This is a genomic window from Streptomyces sp. NPDC060027 (assembly GCF_042737005.1).
In the GTDB taxonomy this organism is placed as follows: Bacteria; Actinomycetota; Actinomycetes; order Streptomycetales; family Streptomycetaceae; genus Streptomyces.
In genome coordinates this window covers 1-14956 of record NZ_JBHWVI010000217.1, presented here as the reverse complement: position 1 = coordinate 14956, position 14956 = coordinate 1, and the positions used below count along the sequence as shown (strand labels likewise).

13 protein-coding genes are annotated in these 14956 nt (G+C 68.5%); 11 read left to right on the top strand and 2 right to left on the bottom strand.

Annotation, left to right across the window (positions count from 1 at the left end):
* Window positions 1-324: 324 nt before the first annotated feature.
* Together ACFWBT_RS35140 and ACFWBT_RS35135 are read left to right on the top strand one after the other, a co-directional pair.
* Window positions 325-1857: an RNA polymerase sigma factor gene (locus tag ACFWBT_RS35140; RefSeq protein WP_385707015.1), complete on the top strand. Its 1533-nt coding sequence runs from the start codon at window positions 325-327 to the stop codon at window positions 1855-1857.
* Between the two features lie 133 nt (window positions 1858-1990).
* Window positions 1991-2809, top strand: a complete 819-nt coding sequence (locus tag ACFWBT_RS35135) for a serine protease (RefSeq protein WP_385707014.1) — start codon at window positions 1991-1993, stop codon at window positions 2807-2809.
* Between the two features lie 108 nt (window positions 2810-2917).
* On the opposite strand, the gene ACFWBT_RS35130 is transcribed toward ACFWBT_RS35135, so the two are convergent.
* A complete protein-coding gene (locus tag ACFWBT_RS35130) occupies window positions 2918-3148 on the bottom strand; it encodes a hypothetical protein (protein WP_266763423.1) in 231 nt (76 codons plus the stop codon).
* A 441-nt stretch (window positions 3149-3589) separates the two neighbouring features.
* Between ACFWBT_RS35130 and ACFWBT_RS35125 the strand changes: the two genes are divergently transcribed.
* The 6 genes from ACFWBT_RS35125 to ACFWBT_RS35100 all read left to right on the top strand — a co-directional run bounded on the left by ACFWBT_RS35125 (window position 3590) and on the right by ACFWBT_RS35100 (window position 10727).
* On the top strand, window positions 3590-5713 hold the full coding sequence (locus tag ACFWBT_RS35125) for a type IIA DNA topoisomerase subunit B (RefSeq protein WP_385707013.1): 2124 nt from the start codon (window positions 3590-3592) through the stop codon (window positions 5711-5713).
* Between the two features lie 472 nt (window positions 5714-6185).
* Window positions 6186-6713 (top strand): DUF1453 domain-containing protein, encoded by a 528-nt coding sequence (locus ACFWBT_RS35120; protein WP_385707012.1) that lies wholly within the window; start codon window positions 6186-6188, stop codon window positions 6711-6713.
* A complete protein-coding gene (locus tag ACFWBT_RS35115) occupies window positions 6710-7861 on the top strand; it encodes a sensor histidine kinase (protein ID WP_385707011.1) in 1152 nt (383 codons plus the stop codon). The genes ACFWBT_RS35120 and ACFWBT_RS35115 overlap by 4 nt, the downstream gene beginning before the upstream one ends.
* A complete protein-coding gene (locus tag ACFWBT_RS35110; protein ID WP_385707010.1) occupies window positions 7858-8544 on the top strand; it encodes a response regulator in 687 nt (228 codons plus the stop codon). Before ACFWBT_RS35115 ends, ACFWBT_RS35110 begins: the two co-directional genes overlap by 4 nt.
* A gap of 105 nt (window positions 8545-8649) precedes the next feature.
* Window positions 8650-9138 (top strand): DUF485 domain-containing protein, encoded by a 489-nt coding sequence (locus tag ACFWBT_RS35105; RefSeq protein WP_385707009.1) that lies wholly within the window; start codon window positions 8650-8652, stop codon window positions 9136-9138.
* Complete coding sequence (locus ACFWBT_RS35100; protein WP_385707008.1) at window positions 9135-10727, top strand: cation acetate symporter; 1593 nt, start codon at window positions 9135-9137, stop codon at window positions 10725-10727. Before ACFWBT_RS35105 ends, ACFWBT_RS35100 begins: the two co-directional genes overlap by 4 nt.
* Window positions 10728-10972: 245 nt before the next feature.
* Here the strand turns inward: ACFWBT_RS35100 and ACFWBT_RS35095 are convergent, their stop codons facing one another.
* Complete coding sequence (locus ACFWBT_RS35095) at window positions 10973-11665, bottom strand: response regulator (protein ID WP_266763431.1); 693 nt, start codon at window positions 11663-11665, stop codon at window positions 10973-10975.
* Between the two features lie 162 nt (window positions 11666-11827).
* Here ACFWBT_RS35095 and ACFWBT_RS35090 point away from each other — a divergent pair, with 162 nt between their 5' ends.
* The 3 genes from ACFWBT_RS35090 to ACFWBT_RS35080 all read left to right on the top strand — a co-directional run bounded on the left by ACFWBT_RS35090 (window position 11828) and on the right by ACFWBT_RS35080 (window position 14826).
* Complete coding sequence (locus tag ACFWBT_RS35090) at window positions 11828-12643, top strand: ABC transporter ATP-binding protein (RefSeq protein WP_385707007.1); 816 nt, start codon at window positions 11828-11830, stop codon at window positions 12641-12643.
* Complete coding sequence (locus ACFWBT_RS35085) at window positions 12633-13496, top strand: ABC transporter permease (protein WP_385707006.1); 864 nt, start codon at window positions 12633-12635, stop codon at window positions 13494-13496. The genes ACFWBT_RS35090 and ACFWBT_RS35085 overlap by 11 nt, the downstream gene beginning before the upstream one ends.
* Window positions 13497-13773: 277 nt before the next feature.
* The gene (locus ACFWBT_RS35080) at window positions 13774-14826 is read left to right on the top strand and encodes an ABC transporter substrate-binding protein (protein WP_385707005.1); all 1053 of its coding nucleotides are present in this window, start codon (window positions 13774-13776) and stop codon (window positions 14824-14826) included.
* The last annotated feature ends 130 nt before the right edge of the window (window positions 14827-14956 follow it).

Below are 14956 nucleotides of genomic sequence, written 5' to 3'. Positions count from 1 at the left end.
ACCGAATCCTTCGTGGATTCGGCGGGGTCCCGACGGTGCGACCGGGTGGCGGATCATGACCTGACCTGGTCTGACATAATCTGTCGCCGTTTGAACACTTACGGGGTGTGACTCGGGCCACGCAGATTGGGCGTAACGCTCTTCGGGGCAGCGCGATGACCTAAGAGGTGATAGCCGAGGAGGGAATACAGACGCCGTGTCCGGCGCTGTGCATCTTCCCGGCCCCCGCCCGCGCCGTCGGCCCATCCCCAGTCGGCGGTCGTCGGTTCCTGTCCGCAATGGACGGGGCCGGAAGCCGTTTTCCTACGTTCCGAGAGGTTGTTCGTGTCGGCCAGCACATCCCGTACGCTCCCGCCCGAGATCGCCGAGTCCGTCTCTGTCATGGCGCTCATCGAGCGGGGAAAGGCTGAGGGGCAGATCGCCGGCGATGACGTACGTCGGGCCTTCGAAGCTGACCAGATTCCGGCCACTCAGTGGAAGAACGTACTGCGCAGCCTCAACCAGATCCTCGAGGAAGAGGGTGTGACGCTGATGGTCAGTGCCGCGGAGCCCAAGCGCACCCGAAAGAGCGTCGCAGCGAAGAGTCCGGCCAAGCGCACCGCCACCAAGACCGTGGCGGCCAAGACGGTGACCACCAAGAAGGCCACCGCCACCGCGGCTCCGGCTGCCCTCGCCGACGATTCGGCCGAGGATGCGTCCGCCGGCAAGACCGCCGCCAAGAAGACGGTCGCCAAGAAGGCCGCCGCCAAGAAGACGGTCGCCAAGAAGACGGCGGCCAAGAAGACGAGTGCCAAGAAGGACGACGCCGAGCTCGTCGACGACGAGGCGACCGAGGAGACCCCGGCCAAGGCCGGTGCCGAGGAACCCGCCGAGGACGGCGCCCAGGGCTTCGTCCTGTCCGACGAGGACGAGGACGACGCGCCCGCGCAGCAGGTCGCCGCCGCCGGTGCCACCGCCGACCCGGTCAAGGACTACCTCAAGCAGATCGGCAAGGTCCCGCTGCTCAACGCCGAGCAGGAGGTCGAGCTCGCCAAGCGCATCGAGGCCGGTCTGTTCGCCGAGGACAAGCTGGCCAACGCCGACAAGCTCGCTCCCAAGCTCAAGCGTGAGCTGGAGATCATCGCCGAGGACGGCCGCCGCGCCAAGAACCACCTCCTGGAGGCCAACCTCCGTCTGGTGGTCTCCCTGGCCAAGCGCTACACCGGTCGCGGCATGCTCTTCCTGGACCTCATCCAGGAGGGCAACCTCGGTCTGATCCGCGCGGTCGAGAAGTTCGACTACACCAAGGGCTACAAGTTCTCGACGTACGCCACCTGGTGGATTCGTCAGGCGATCACCCGCGCCATGGCCGACCAGGCCCGCACCATCCGTATCCCGGTGCACATGGTCGAGGTCATCAACAAGCTCGCGCGCGTGCAGCGCCAGATGCTCCAGGACCTGGGCCGTGAGCCCACCCCGGAGGAGCTGGCCAAGGAACTCGACATGACCCCTGAGAAGGTCATCGAGGTCCAGAAGTACGGCCGTGAGCCCATTTCGCTGCACACCCCGCTGGGCGAGGACGGTGACAGCGAGTTCGGTGACCTCATCGAGGACTCCGAGGCCGTCGTCCCGGCCGACGCGGTCAGCTTCACGCTCCTCCAGGAGCAGCTGCACTCGGTTCTCGACACCCTGTCCGAGCGCGAGGCGGGCGTCGTCTCGATGCGCTTCGGTCTCACCGACGGTCAGCCGAAGACCCTCGATGAGATCGGCAAGGTGTACGGCGTGACCCGTGAGCGGATCCGCCAGATCGAGTCCAAGACCATGTCGAAGCTGCGTCACCCGTCGCGCTCCCAGGTGCTGCGCGACTACCTCGACTAGGCCCTCGGCCGCACGTCATTCGAGGGCCCGACCCCCGCTGGGGGGTCGGGCCCTCGACGTATGCGCGGAATGCGTGTCCGCACTCACTGGATGACTCTGGGTTTCCACGACCGTCCCAGAGTGAGGAGCGCGCATGCGCCGTCCCTACGTCCCGGTGCTGGCCCTTGCGGCCGCCGCAGCGGTGATACCGCTGACGCCACCCGCACCGGCGGCCGCCGACAGCGTTGTCATCGGAAGTCGCCCGGTCGAGATCTCCGAGAGTCCATGGACGGTGGCGCTGTCCAGCCGTGACCGGTTCGGGGGTACGCGAGGGGGCCAGTTCTGCGGAGGAGTGGTCGTCGGTCCGACCACGGTCCTGACCGCGGCCCACTGCCTCGGTGACGACGTGCTGGGAGCGCCGCCGCGCCAGGCACGCGACCTGAAGGTCATCTCCGGGCGCGGGGACCTCCTGTCCAGTGACGGCAAGGAGATCCCTGTCCGCGACATCTGGGTCAATCCGCACTACGACAGTGATACGAACGCCGGGGACTTCGGTGTGCTGACGCTCGCCGAGCCGCTGCCCGCCGCGTCCGTGATCCGCATGGCGCCCTCCGGGGACCCGGCGTACGAGCCGGGGACCACCGCCGTGGTCTACGGCTGGGGCGACATGACGGGCGGCGGCGACTACGCGCGCAACCTGCGGGCCGCGGATGTTCACGTGCTTCCCGACGCCTCGTGCGAGCGGGCCTATCCCGGCAGTGCGAGCGGGACCTACGACGCGGTGTCCATGGTGTGCGCCGGGGAGCCGACGGGCGGCCGTGACGCCTGTCAGGGGGACAGCGGCGGGCCGCTGGTCGCCCAGGGGCGCCTCATCGGCCTGGTGTCGTGGGGGAGCGGCTGTGGACGCGCCGACAGCCCGGGTGTCTACACGCGGGTCTCGGAGGCCGTCCAGGCGCTCGGTGAGCGCCGCTGACCGCTTACGGCGATGCGGTACGAGTGTGGGCGGTCACTCCCTGTGCCCGGGGTGTGACCGCCCACTCACCGGCCTGTCGCCGGCACCCGCTCGTCGTTGATGCGAAGGTCAGTGTTCTTCGTCGTTGACGCTTTCCGGAACGGACGTCAGCCGCTCCGTCTCGTCCTGTATCTCAGCGGCGATCTTCTTGAGTTCCGGCTCGAACTTGCGACCGTGGTGGGCGCAGAAGAGCAGTTCTCCGCCGCTCAGGAGGACGACGCGCAGATAGGCCTGGGCGCCGCAACGGTCGCAGCGGTCAGCGGCCGTCAGCGGGCTCGCGGGGGTCAGAACAGTAGTCACGTCGCCTCTTCTCTAGCTCGACGAGCTGTCGTACCAGGGTCAACATCCAACCAGGCCGAAAACGTTCCCGCTCGCGGCTTTTCCTCGAAATTTTCTTTCGAGCCGGTTGCTGCTGCCGGTTGGCGGCGAATGAGCCGTATTGCGTGTCTTCGTGTCTGTACGGGTTCGCGCTGTCTGTCGGGGGTCGGTCCTCCCGGCTGGATTGCCGGTTGTTGATGAGGACGTGCCCGGAGCCTAAATGGTTCATGCCTGGAAGGGAACGTGATATGTACTTCACTCCATCGAGGGATCGAACACCCATGCGACCCTGGACTAGTGTGGGTTTAGTGCGAGGGTGGCGTTACAACGGCTCTACCAGGCCTCGGTACCCTCTGAGCGGCGACCGAAGCCGGGCCCTTACCCAAAAGGGTCCCCCCTGAAATTCAGCGAGGAGCGAACCGCGTGACCGCCGAGACGTCCGTGCCGTCCACAGCGCTGCTGACCGGAGCAGACCGGGACGGTTCCAACTACACCGCGCGGCACCTGCTCGTCCTTGAGGGGCTCGAGGCAGTGCGGAAGCGCCCGGGCATGTACATCGGGTCGACCGACAGCCGTGGCCTGATGCACTGCCTCTGGGAGATCATCGACAACTCCGTGGACGAGGCCCTCGGGGGCTACTGCGACCACATCGACGTGACCCTGCACGACGACGGCTCCGTCGAGGTGCGGGACAACGGCCGTGGCATCCCCGTCGACGTGGAGCCCAAGACCGGCCTCTCCGGCGTCGAGGTCGTCATGACCAAGCTGCACGCCGGCGGAAAGTTCGGCGGCGGCTCGTACGCGGCCTCCGGTGGTCTGCACGGCGTGGGCGCCTCCGTGGTCAACGCGCTCTCCGCCCGTCTGGATGTCGAGGTGGACCGCAGTGGGCACACCCACGCCGTGAGCTTCCGCCGAGGCACCCCGGGAGCCTTCAAGGCCGACGGCCCCGATGCCGCCTTCGACGCGGCGAGCGGGCTGCGCAAGCTCAAGCGGATCCCGAAGACCCGCACCGGCACGCGCGTGCGCTACTGGGCCGACCGTCAGATCTTCCTCAAGGACGCCAAGCTCTCCCTGGAGCACCTCCACCAGCGCGCCCGCCAGACCGCCTTCCTGGTGCCGGGCCTGACCATCGTCGTCCGTGACGAATTCGGGCTGGGCGAGGGTGGCAGCAAGGGCGAGGAGTCGTTCCGCTTCGATGGTGGAATCAGCGAGTTCTGCGAGTACCTGGCCGCCGACAAGCCGGTCTGCGACGTCCTCCGGTTCTCCGGGCAGGGGACCTTCAAGGAGACCGTCCCGGTCCTCGACGAGCACGGGCAGATGACTCCGACCGAGGTCACCCGTGAGCTCGGCGTCGATGTCGCGCTGCGCTGGGGCACCGGTTATGACGCGAACCTGAAGTCGTTCGTGAACATCATCGCCACGCCCAAGGGCGGTACCCATGTCGCCGGCTTCGAGCAGGCCGTCGCCAAGACGATGAACGAGGTCCTGCGCGCCAAGAAGCTGCTGCGGGTCGCCGAGGACGACATCGTCAAGGACGACGCGCTGGAGGGCCTCACGGCCGTGGTCACGGTGCGTCTCGCCGAGCCGCAGTTCGAGGGGCAGACCAAGGAGGTCCTCGGCACCTCGGCTGCTCGCCGCATCGTGACGAACGTGGTGACCAAGGAACTCAAGGCGTTCCTGACCTCCACGAAGCGGGACGCCGCCGCGCAGGCGCGCGTCGTCATGGAGAAGGCCGTCTCCGCCGCTCGTACGAGGATCGCCGCCCGTCAGCACAAGGACGCGCAGCGCCGGAAGACGGCCCTGGAGTCCTCCTCGCTGCCTGCCAAGCTCGCCGACTGCCGCAGCGACGACGTGGAGCGCAGCGAGCTGTTCATCGTCGAGGGAGACTCCGCGCTGGGTACGGCGAAGCTGGCCCGGAACTCCGAGTTCCAGGCGCTCCTGCCGATTCGAGGCAAGATCCTCAACGTTCAGAAGGCGTCCGTGACGGACATGCTGAAGAACGCCGAGTGCGGTGCGATCATCCAGGTCATAGGGGCGGGTTCCGGGCGGACCTTCGACATCGACGCGGCGCGTTACGGGAAGATCATTCTTCTCGTCGACGCCGATGTGGACGGCGCGCACATCCGGATCCTGCTGCTGACGCTGTTCCAGCGCTACATGCGGCCCATGGTCGAGTCCGGCCGGGTGTTCGCGGCGGTCCCGCCGCTGCACCGGATCGAGCTCAGCCAGCCCAAGAAGGGGCAGGACAAGTACGTGTACACGTACTCGGACCGTGAGCTGCGGGAGACGGTGCTGGAGCTGCAGCGCAAGGGTGTGCGCTACAAGGACTCGATCCAGCGGTACAAGGGCCTCGGCGAGATGGATGCCGATCAGCTGGCCGAGACGACGATGGATCCGCGCTTCCGGACGCTGCGCCGGATCAACATCTCCGACCTGGACGCATCCGAGCAGGTGTTCGATCTGCTGATGGGGAACGACGTGGCTCCGCGCAAGGAGTTCATTTCGAGCTCGGCTGCGACGCTGGATCGGTCGCGGATCGACGCTTAGCCCTCCGGGCTTCCGTGCCTCCGGGGTTTCACGGTGCCGGTTTGATGTGGGTCGGGGCCGTGCCGGTACATCCCCGTCCGTCGCCGCTGGATCAGACGTGGGCTTCCTGGGGAGCCGCTGCTCGATCCGAACGTGAGCGACGGACGTCAGGGATGTACCGGCACGGCCTCTTCCGTGCGCTGTCCACCGTGGGTGCGTGGGGGCTGGTGCGTGGCCTCTCCCGTGGAAACTTTCCCCGGTCAGGGACCGATTTCCCCGTCGCCGGGAGCTGAAAGTCGAAAGGGCGCCCGCCGCCGAAGGCTCGGGATGGTGCGCCGGCGAGGGCTCCACCCCTGGGTGGAGAGGTGGGGGCGTGGGAGATCCACCTACGATCCACCCGGGCTCCGATCTGCTGAGGGCGCGATTTCCGTAGCGTCGTCGGTGTCGGCAGCGCTCGCTGCGGACACCCGCTCCCCGCCGACGGAGGCCGTGCATGTCCGGGCTCATCAATACCGTGGTGATCTGCGCCGTCGCCGTTCTGGTGATCGCGCGCCAGTTCAGGGCGCGCCGGATCGACACGGACAGGCGCTGGTGGATCGTGCCCGCCGTTCTCGCCTTCATGGCACTGCGCGACCCCGGGGTGATCGACCCGCACCACCAGGTCGAGGCGTCCCTCCTGCTGGGGACCGAGCTGCTGATAGGTCTTGCCATCGGAGCCGGCTGGGGCTGGACGACCCGGATATGGACGGAGCCGGACGGCGCCGTGTGGAGCAGGAGCACCAAAGTCGCCGGCGTCATCTGGGTCGCGGGCGTCTGTCTGCGCCTCGGTCTGTTCGGCATCGGTGTTCTGCTCGACGTGCACCAGGACTCCTCCGCCCTGTTGCTCGGCCTGGCGGCCACCCTGCTGGTCCGTTCCGGGCTGGTGGCCTGGCGGGCGCGGCCCTTGCAGCCATCGGCGTACGAGAGGAGTCCGGCGAACGGTGACGGCGTGGCGCGGGCCGGGCGGAAGGAGCGCGTGTGACGGACACCGCGTGGACACGCTGGCCCTCCCGCGAGGCCCTCTCCCGAGTGGGCGTGCACAAGGCCCGCCGCCTGCTCACCCGGGTGTCGCGCGCCATCGCCCTCGCCGTGATCGTCGCGACGACGCTCATGAACGCGGAGCTGCACGGTTGGGCCCTCGCCGGAGGAATCGCGGGAATCGTGCTGTGCGGGTTCCTCGCCTGGGGGTTCTGGCGGACCACGCTGGAGCATCGCCTGCTGCCGTCTCTGGGGCTGCTCGCTCTGCTGCTGACGACCGCGGCGGTGGGGCAGGGTGTGGGCATCCGGATTCCGGCGCTCGTCCTGTGGTGCGGGTGTGCCGTCAGCGCCATCGAACGGCTGCCGCTCGCGGCGGCGCTGCCCGCCGCCGCGGTGGCGCTGAGCGCGTACGCGGCGGTCAACGACGACGTCTGGCTGACCACCGCGGCCACCACCGTGGGGCTGGCTCTCGCGGGGTATGTGCTGCGTCTCGACGCGGAGGCGCGAGGGAGCGCGCAGCGGCTGCTGACGCAGGAGCGCGCGGCCCGGGCTGCCGAGACGGAGTCGGCGGCGCTCGCGGAGCGCGCGAGGATCGCGCGGGAGATCCACGACGTGCTGGCGCACAGTCTCTCGGCACAGCTCGTCCATCTGGAGGCGGCGCGGCTGCTCATCGAGAGGGGGGCGGACCGGGAGACGATCCTCGAACGGGTCGTGGCGGCACGGGGAATGGCCCGTGACGGGCTCGCGGAGACCCGGCAGGCACTCTCCGCGCTCCGGGGCGAGATGTCTCCACTGGAGGACTTCCTCGGCGAACTCGTCACGGCCACCGACGGCGCCGATGTCACCGTGACGGGTGAGCGTCAGCCGCTTCCGGCGGAGGCCTCCCAGGCGGTGCGCAGAGTGGCGCAGGAGGCGCTGACGAACGTGCGCAAGCACGCTCCGGGCGCCATGATCCACATCCGGTTGGACTACGGCCGGCACGAAGTGACGCTGGACGTACGGGACTCGGGGGGAAAGCCGGGCGAACTCAGGGGGTCGGGCGGCGGGTACGGTCTGCTGGGCATGCGCGAGCGTGCCGAGCTGCTGGGCGGCTCACTGGATGCCGGGCCGGGCGAGGAGGGGTTCGTGGTGACGTTGAAGGTGCCGGTATGACCGAGCGGGAGGAAGGCAGGAAGCCGGCGCGCGTTGTGGTCGCGGACGATCAGACGGTCGTGCGCGAGGGCATCGTGATGCTGCTGGGACTGCTGCCGGGGATCGAGGTCGTCGGAGCGGCCGGTGACGGGGACGAGGCGGTGGAGCGGGTGGCCGAGCTTGCTCCGGACGTCGTGCTGATGGACCTGCGCATGCCCCGCTGCGACGGGGTCGAGGCGACCCGGCGCATCCGTGCCGAGTACCCCGGGACACAGGTCGTCGTGCTCACGACGTTCGCGGACGACGAGTCGCTGTTTCCCGCACTCCGAGCCGGGGCCCGCGGCTATCTGACCAAGGACGCGGGAGGCGACGAGATCGTGCGGGCTGTGGAAAGCGTGCTCTCCGGGGACGCGGGGCTCTCGCCGAGCATCCAGCGGCGGCTGCTGGAGCGGCTGTCGGAACCCGAACCCGAGCCCGGTCCGCCGGCGGAGGCGCCGGACGGCCTCACCTCGCGCGAGGCCGAGGTGCTCCTGCTGATCGCCGAGGGCCTCAGCAACCAGGAGATCGCCCGCAGACTGCATGTGTCCACGGCCACCGTGAAGACGCACATCAACAATCTCTTCGCCAAGACCGGTCTCAAGGACCGTGCTCAAGCGGTCCGTTACGCCTACGGGAAGGGTCTCGTACGGCCACCGGCGGGATGAAGTCACCTGATGGGGTGAAGAGCGCGAAGAGAAGAGTCCGGGATCTTCCCGATCTGCCCATCCTTGAGCACGCGGCCGAAACGGGTCGCGGACAAGGAGAGTTCGGTGGACAAGCACGACGGCGGCGGCAATGGGGAGGTCCGGTTCGACGACCCCTGGTACGACGCGCTCGCTTCCGGCTGGGGTGAGTTGGACGGCACGGGCGCGCTCGCTCCCGCCGTGCCGGCCGCCCGCTCGGAGCACGACGGACGGACGGGCGGGGCGGCCGACGTCTATCTGGAGGTGCAGCGCAGTGCCGCCTTCCAGGAAGTGCGCGGCCGGTACCGCAGGTTCGTGATTCCGGCCGGCGCCGCCTTCTTCACCTGGTACGTGGGATATGTGGTGACCGCGACGACGGCGCCGGGATTCATGGCGCGGCCCGTCGTCGGTGTGGTGAACGTGGCCCTGCTCGCGGGGCTCGGGCAGTTCCTCACGACGTTCCTGCTCACGTGGGCGTACGCACGGCACGCGCGGCTGCGCAGAGACCGGGCCGCGCTGGATCTGCGCTGGGACACCCAGGAGCTGACGCGGAACGCCAGAGGTGGTGAGCGGTGAGCGGCAACCATCAGACGCTGGCGCTGCTGCTGTTCAGCGCGTTTGTCGCGGTGACGCTGGCGATCACGACGTGGGTGAGTCGCAACCGGCATGGTTCGGCTGAGGAGTTCTATGTCGGCGGGCGGTTGTTCTCGCCGATGGAGAATGGTTTTGCCATTTCCGGGGACTACATGTCGGCCGCTTCCTTCCTCGGTGTGACGGGACTCATCGCGCTGTACGGCTACGACGGGTTGCTGTACGTCGTGGGATTTCTGGTCGCCTGGCTGGTCGTTCTGTTCCTGGTCGCCGAACTGGTGCGCAACTGCGGGCGGTTCACGCTCGCCGATGTCGTCGCGGCTCGAATGGACGAGCGTCCGGTGCGGATCGCGGCCGGAACTTCTTCGGTGATGGTGTCCGTTCTCTATCTGGTGGCACAGATGGTGGGTGCGGGCAGCCTGGTCTCGCTCCTGCTGGGAGGCACGAGCGAGGCGGCGCGCAACTGGACGGTGATCGGTGTCGGCGCGCTCATGGTGATCTATGTGTCTATGGGAGGGATGCGGGCGACCACCTGGATCCAGATCGTCAAGGCCGTTCTGCTGCTGAGCGGGGCCGCCGTGCTCACCGTGATGGTCCTGATGCGGTTCCACGGGGACGTCAACGAACTGCTGCGTTCGGCTGCGGGGCGCAGCGGCCACGGCAAGGCGTTCCTCGCACCGGGGTTGAGGTACGGCGGTGACTGGACCTCGCGTTTCGACTTCATGAGCCTCGGGCTCGCGCTGGTGCTCGGTACCGCCGGACTGCCGCACATCCTGTCGCGCTTCTACACCGTGCCGACGGCGCGCGCCGCCCGGCGCTCGGTGGTCTGGTCGATCGGGCTCATCGGCGGCTTCTACCTGATGACGATCGTGCTGGGCTTCGGCGCGGCCGCCATCGTCGGTCCGGAGGCGGTGCGCGGATCGAACGCCGCGGGGAACACCGCGGTCCCGTTGCTCGCCCTCGACCTGGGCGGTGGCGTCAACTCAACAGGGGGAACAGTCCTGTTCGCGATCGTCGCCGCCATCGCCTTCGCCACCATTCTCGCGGTCGTCGCCGGAATCACCCTCGCGTCCTCGGCCGCCGTGGCCCACGACCTGTACGCCTCGATGCGTCGCCGCCACGCGAAGCCGCACAGTGAGGTCGCCGTGGCGCGTACAGCGTCGGTCGGCATCGGAGTGATCGCCATCGCGCTGGGCCTCCTCGCCCGCGATCTCAACGTGGCCTTCCTCGTGGGCCTCGCCTTCGCGGTCGCCGCGTCCGCGAACCTGCCGGTACTGCTGTACTCCCTGTTCTGGAGATCCTTCACGACGCGGGGTGCCGTATGGGCCGTATACGGCGGCCTGGGTCCGGCGCTGTTGCTCGTGCTGCTGTCGCCGGTGGTGTCGGGGAGCCCCGAATCGCTGTTCCCGGGCGTGGACTTCCAGTACTTCCCGCTCCAGAACCCGGGCCTGGTCTCGATTCCTCTCGGCTTTGTCGCGGGCTGGCTCGGCACCGTGACCTCGGCGGAGCCGCCGGACGAGGCCAAGCACGCCGAGATCGAGGTCCGCGCGCTCACGGGCGCCGGGGCCGTCTGAGGGCGTCCTGAGGGGCGTAGACGGCCACCTTGGACCATTGCAGGCGTGGGCATCTGGCGCCGATGCCGCCGTTCCGGACACGGGCCCCGCACGGGCCCGTGCGGGGCCCGTGTCGGCGTGCGACGCAGCGGACGCGCACGCCACGGACGTACGGGAAAGGGTCGCGTGAGCCATCGGCGTACGAGCCATGGCCGTACGCCGATGGCCGTACGAGCAAGGACCGGGTGCGGCACGGGGCTACGGGTTCAAGGGGCCACCCACGCGTAGCGGTGTTCCGGGCGTCCCGTGTCGCCGTACTTGAGCGACAGGCGCAATCGTCCCGCCTGTTCCAGGTGGCGCAGATAGCGCTGGGCGGTGGAGCGGCTGAGGCCGGTCTCGGCGGCCACCTCGTGGGCCGACAGCGGGTGACTCGCGTGGTGCAGCACGTCGCAGATCAGGTCCGTCGTCGGCTCCGAGTGGCCGCTCGGCAGGCCGGGGGAGGACGGCGCGGGCCCGGTGCGCAGGGCGCCGAAGATCCGGTCGACCTGCTCCTGACCCGCCGCACCGCGACCGCCGACCCGGTCGACGGTGCGGCGCAGGGCGGCGTAGGAGTCGAGGCGGGTGCGCAGGGCCGTGAAGGTGAACGGCTTGACCAGGTAGTGCAGGGCGCCCAGGCGCATCGCGGCCTGCACGGTGGCCACATCACTGGCCGCGGTGATCATGATGACGTCGGTGCCGTGACCGTGTTCGCGCATCCGGTGGACGAGTTCGAGGCCGGTCCGGTCCGGCAGATAGTGGTCGAGCAGCACCAGGTCGACGGGCGCTCGTTCGACGGCGGCCAGCGCCTGGGCGGCACTGTGCGCGCGGGCGGCCACCCGGAATCCGGGAACCTTCCCCACGTACCTCGCGTTGATCTCGGCGACGCGGAAGTCGTCGTCCACGACCAGGACGTCAATCATCGGGCCTCTTTCCCTCAAGGCCTGGGCGAACGTTGCGCCCGTGTTTCGGCTCCGCTGTTGTAGCGCGAGCAAAAAGAGCACAACAGACTCTTGCGAGCAGAAGAATGCCTTGCGCCCAGAAGACTGATGCTGTGCCCCGCGCCACATCTACGGTCCCGGGCCATGAGCACAGACACCAGCCCCGCCATCGAGCTGCGGGGCGCGAGCAAGATCTTCAAGACCCCGTCGGGGGGTTTGCACACGGCCGTCAGGGAGCTTGACCTGACCGTCGGCCGGGGTGAGTTCGTGGCCGTCGTAGGACCCACCGGTTGCGGGAAGTCCACCACGCTGACCCTGGTCAGCGGTCTCGAGGAGCCCACCGAGGGCGAGGTCCTCGTCGCCGGGGAGCCGGTCGCCGGCGTCGGCGACAAGGTCGGCTTCGTCTTCCAGCAGGACGCCACCTTCCCCTGGCGTACGGTCCTGTCCAATGTGATGACCGGGCCCCGCTTCCGCGGCGTGCCCAAGGCGGAGGCGAAGATTCGGGCCCGGGAATGGCTCGCCCGGGTCGGGCTCACGGCCTTCGAGGACCGCTATCCGCACCAACTCTCCGGCGGTCAGCGCAAGCGCGTCGCCCTCGCCGCGACCTTCGTCAACGACCCCGAGATCCTGCTGATGGACGAGCCCTTCTCGGCGCTCGACGTGCAGACCCGGGCGCTGATGTCCGACGAACTGCTCGAACTGTGGGAAGGCACGGGCGCCTCGGTCGTCTTCGTCACCCACGACCTGGAGGAGTCCATCGCGCTCGCCGACAAGGTCGTCGTGATGACCGCGGGCCCGGCCACCGTGAAGCAGGTCTTCGACATCGATCTGCCGCGCCCTCGCAAGGTCGAATCGGTACGCCTGGAGCCGCGGTTCATCGAGATCTACCGCGAGATCTGGGAATCCCTCGGCGAAGAGGTCCGCATCACCCGCGAGAGGGGTGCCGCTCATGTCGCCTGAGGTTCTCGGCCCCCCGGTCGTCGACACGGCCAAGATCCCGGGCCGGGCGCACACCCGCGCCCGTGCCGCCCGCAAGCGCAAGATCGTGGTGGGCGCCGCCCGGGTGCTGCTCCTGGTCGCCGTGCTCGGTCTGTGGGAGGTGCTCTCGCGGGCCGAGGTCATCGACCCGTTCAACTTCTCGATGCCCTCGAAGATCTGGGAACAGATCCACACCTGGGTGATGCACGGGACCGCACTCGGCTCTCTGGGCGAGCAGATCTGGTACACGCTTCACGAGGCGCTGCTCGGCTGGGTCATCGGAGTGGTCGCCGGCGTGATCTTCGGTATCGCGCTGGGGCGGATCGCCTTGCTCGCCGACATCCTTGGTCCATACATCAAGGTGCTCAACTCCATACCGAGGATCGTCCTTGCACCCATCTTCGTGATCTGGTTCGGGCTCGGACCTGCCTCCAAGGTCGCCTCCGCCGTGGTGCTCGTCTTCTTCCCGGTGTTCTTCAACGCCTTCCAGGGCGCCCGGGAGGTCGACCGCAACCTGGTGGCCAACGCCCGGATCCTCGGCGCGAGCGATCGCCGGGTGACCCTTCAGGTGGTCATCCCGTCCGCCACCTCGTGGATCTTCACCAGCCTTCATGTCAGTTTCGGCTTCGCGCTCATCGGCGCGATCGTCGGCGAGTACATCGGTGCCACCAAGGGCATCGGCCTGCTCGTCGCGCAGTCGCAGGGCACCTTCAACGCGGCCGGTGTGTACGCCGCGATGGTCATCCTCGCCGTCGTCGCCCTGCTCGCCGAAGGGCTGCTGACCTTCGCCGAACGACGCATCTTCCGCTGGAAGCCGTCGGAGTCCGACCGCTGATCCCTCCCGCGCGCAGGCACGAATCCCTCCGTACGCAGGCAACGAACCCGCGATCACGCGGGCGTGAAGCAGCCGCACGCGGGCGCGAAGCAGCCCCGAGCACGCGGGCGTGAAGCCGCGAGCACCCGCAGGCATGAACCCGCGAGCGCGCACGAACCCGCCGTACGCAGTCATGACTCCGTCGTACGCACGGACGAACCCGCTCCCCGGCGCGCTCACGGCCCCGCCGATACGAACGCACTTGCTCCTTCCTCCACTCACAAGGACGTGAACCACCATGCGCAAGACCGCCAGATACTCCGCACTGGCAGCCGCCGGTCTGCTCGCTCTCACCTCGCTCACCGCCTGCGCCAATGACGCGGCGAGCACGACGGCCGACTCCGGCGGCGGTGGCAAGGGGGAGCACGTCAAGATCATGGTCGGTGGCCTGGACAAGGTCATCTACCTGCCGGCGATGCTCACGCAGCGGCTCGGCTACTTCCAGGACGAGGGCCTGGATGTCGAACTCCTCAGCGAGCCCGCGGGTGTCCAGGCCGAGACCGCCCTTGTGTCGGGACAGGTGCAGGGCGCCGTCGGTTTCTACGACCACACGCTCGACCTGCAGACCAAGGGCAAGGCCGTCGAGTCCGTCGTGCAGTTCTCGCACGCCCCGGGTGAGGTCGAGATCGTCTCGAACAAGCGGGCGGGCGACATCACTTCACCCAAGGACTTCAAGGGAAGGAAGCTCGGCATCACGGGCCTCGGCTCGTCGACCGACTTCCTCACGAAGTACCTCGCGGTCAAGAACGGTGTGCGGGTCAGCGAGTTCACGCCGGTCGCCGTCGGCGCCGGACCGACCTTCATCTCGGCGCTCCAGCAGGGTGCCATCGACGGCGGCATGACGACGGACCCCACCGTCGCCACGGTCATGGAGAAGAAGCTCGGCAAGGTGCTCATCGACATGCGGACGCCCAAGGGCTCGCAGGAGGCGCTCGGCGGGCCATACCCCTCGTCCAGCCTCTACATGCAGACGGACTGGGTCAACGGTCACAAGGAGACGGTCCAGAAGCTGGCGAACGCGTTCGTGAAGACCCTTACGTGGATGTCCACCCACAGCGCCTCCGACATCGCCGCCAAGATGCCCGCCGACTACTCCCAGGGCAACAAGACGCTGTACGCCGGGGCGATCAAGAGCACGCTGCCGATGTTCACCGACGACGGCGTGATGCCGGAGAACGGTCCCGAGACCGTGGAGAAGGTCCTCAAGGCGTTCAACCCCAACATCAAGAACGCCGATGTCGACCTGAGCAGGACGTACACCACGGAGTTCGTCAAGAAGGCCACCGGCTGACCCTGCCCAGCGACCACGCGCCGAGCTGTCCCGGCGTGTGCACGACTGTTCCGTCGCGCGTACGACAGGGCACACCCCGGCGTGGTAAGCGCGACCCGTGGGACCCCCCCCCCCCCCCGCGGAACAGGCC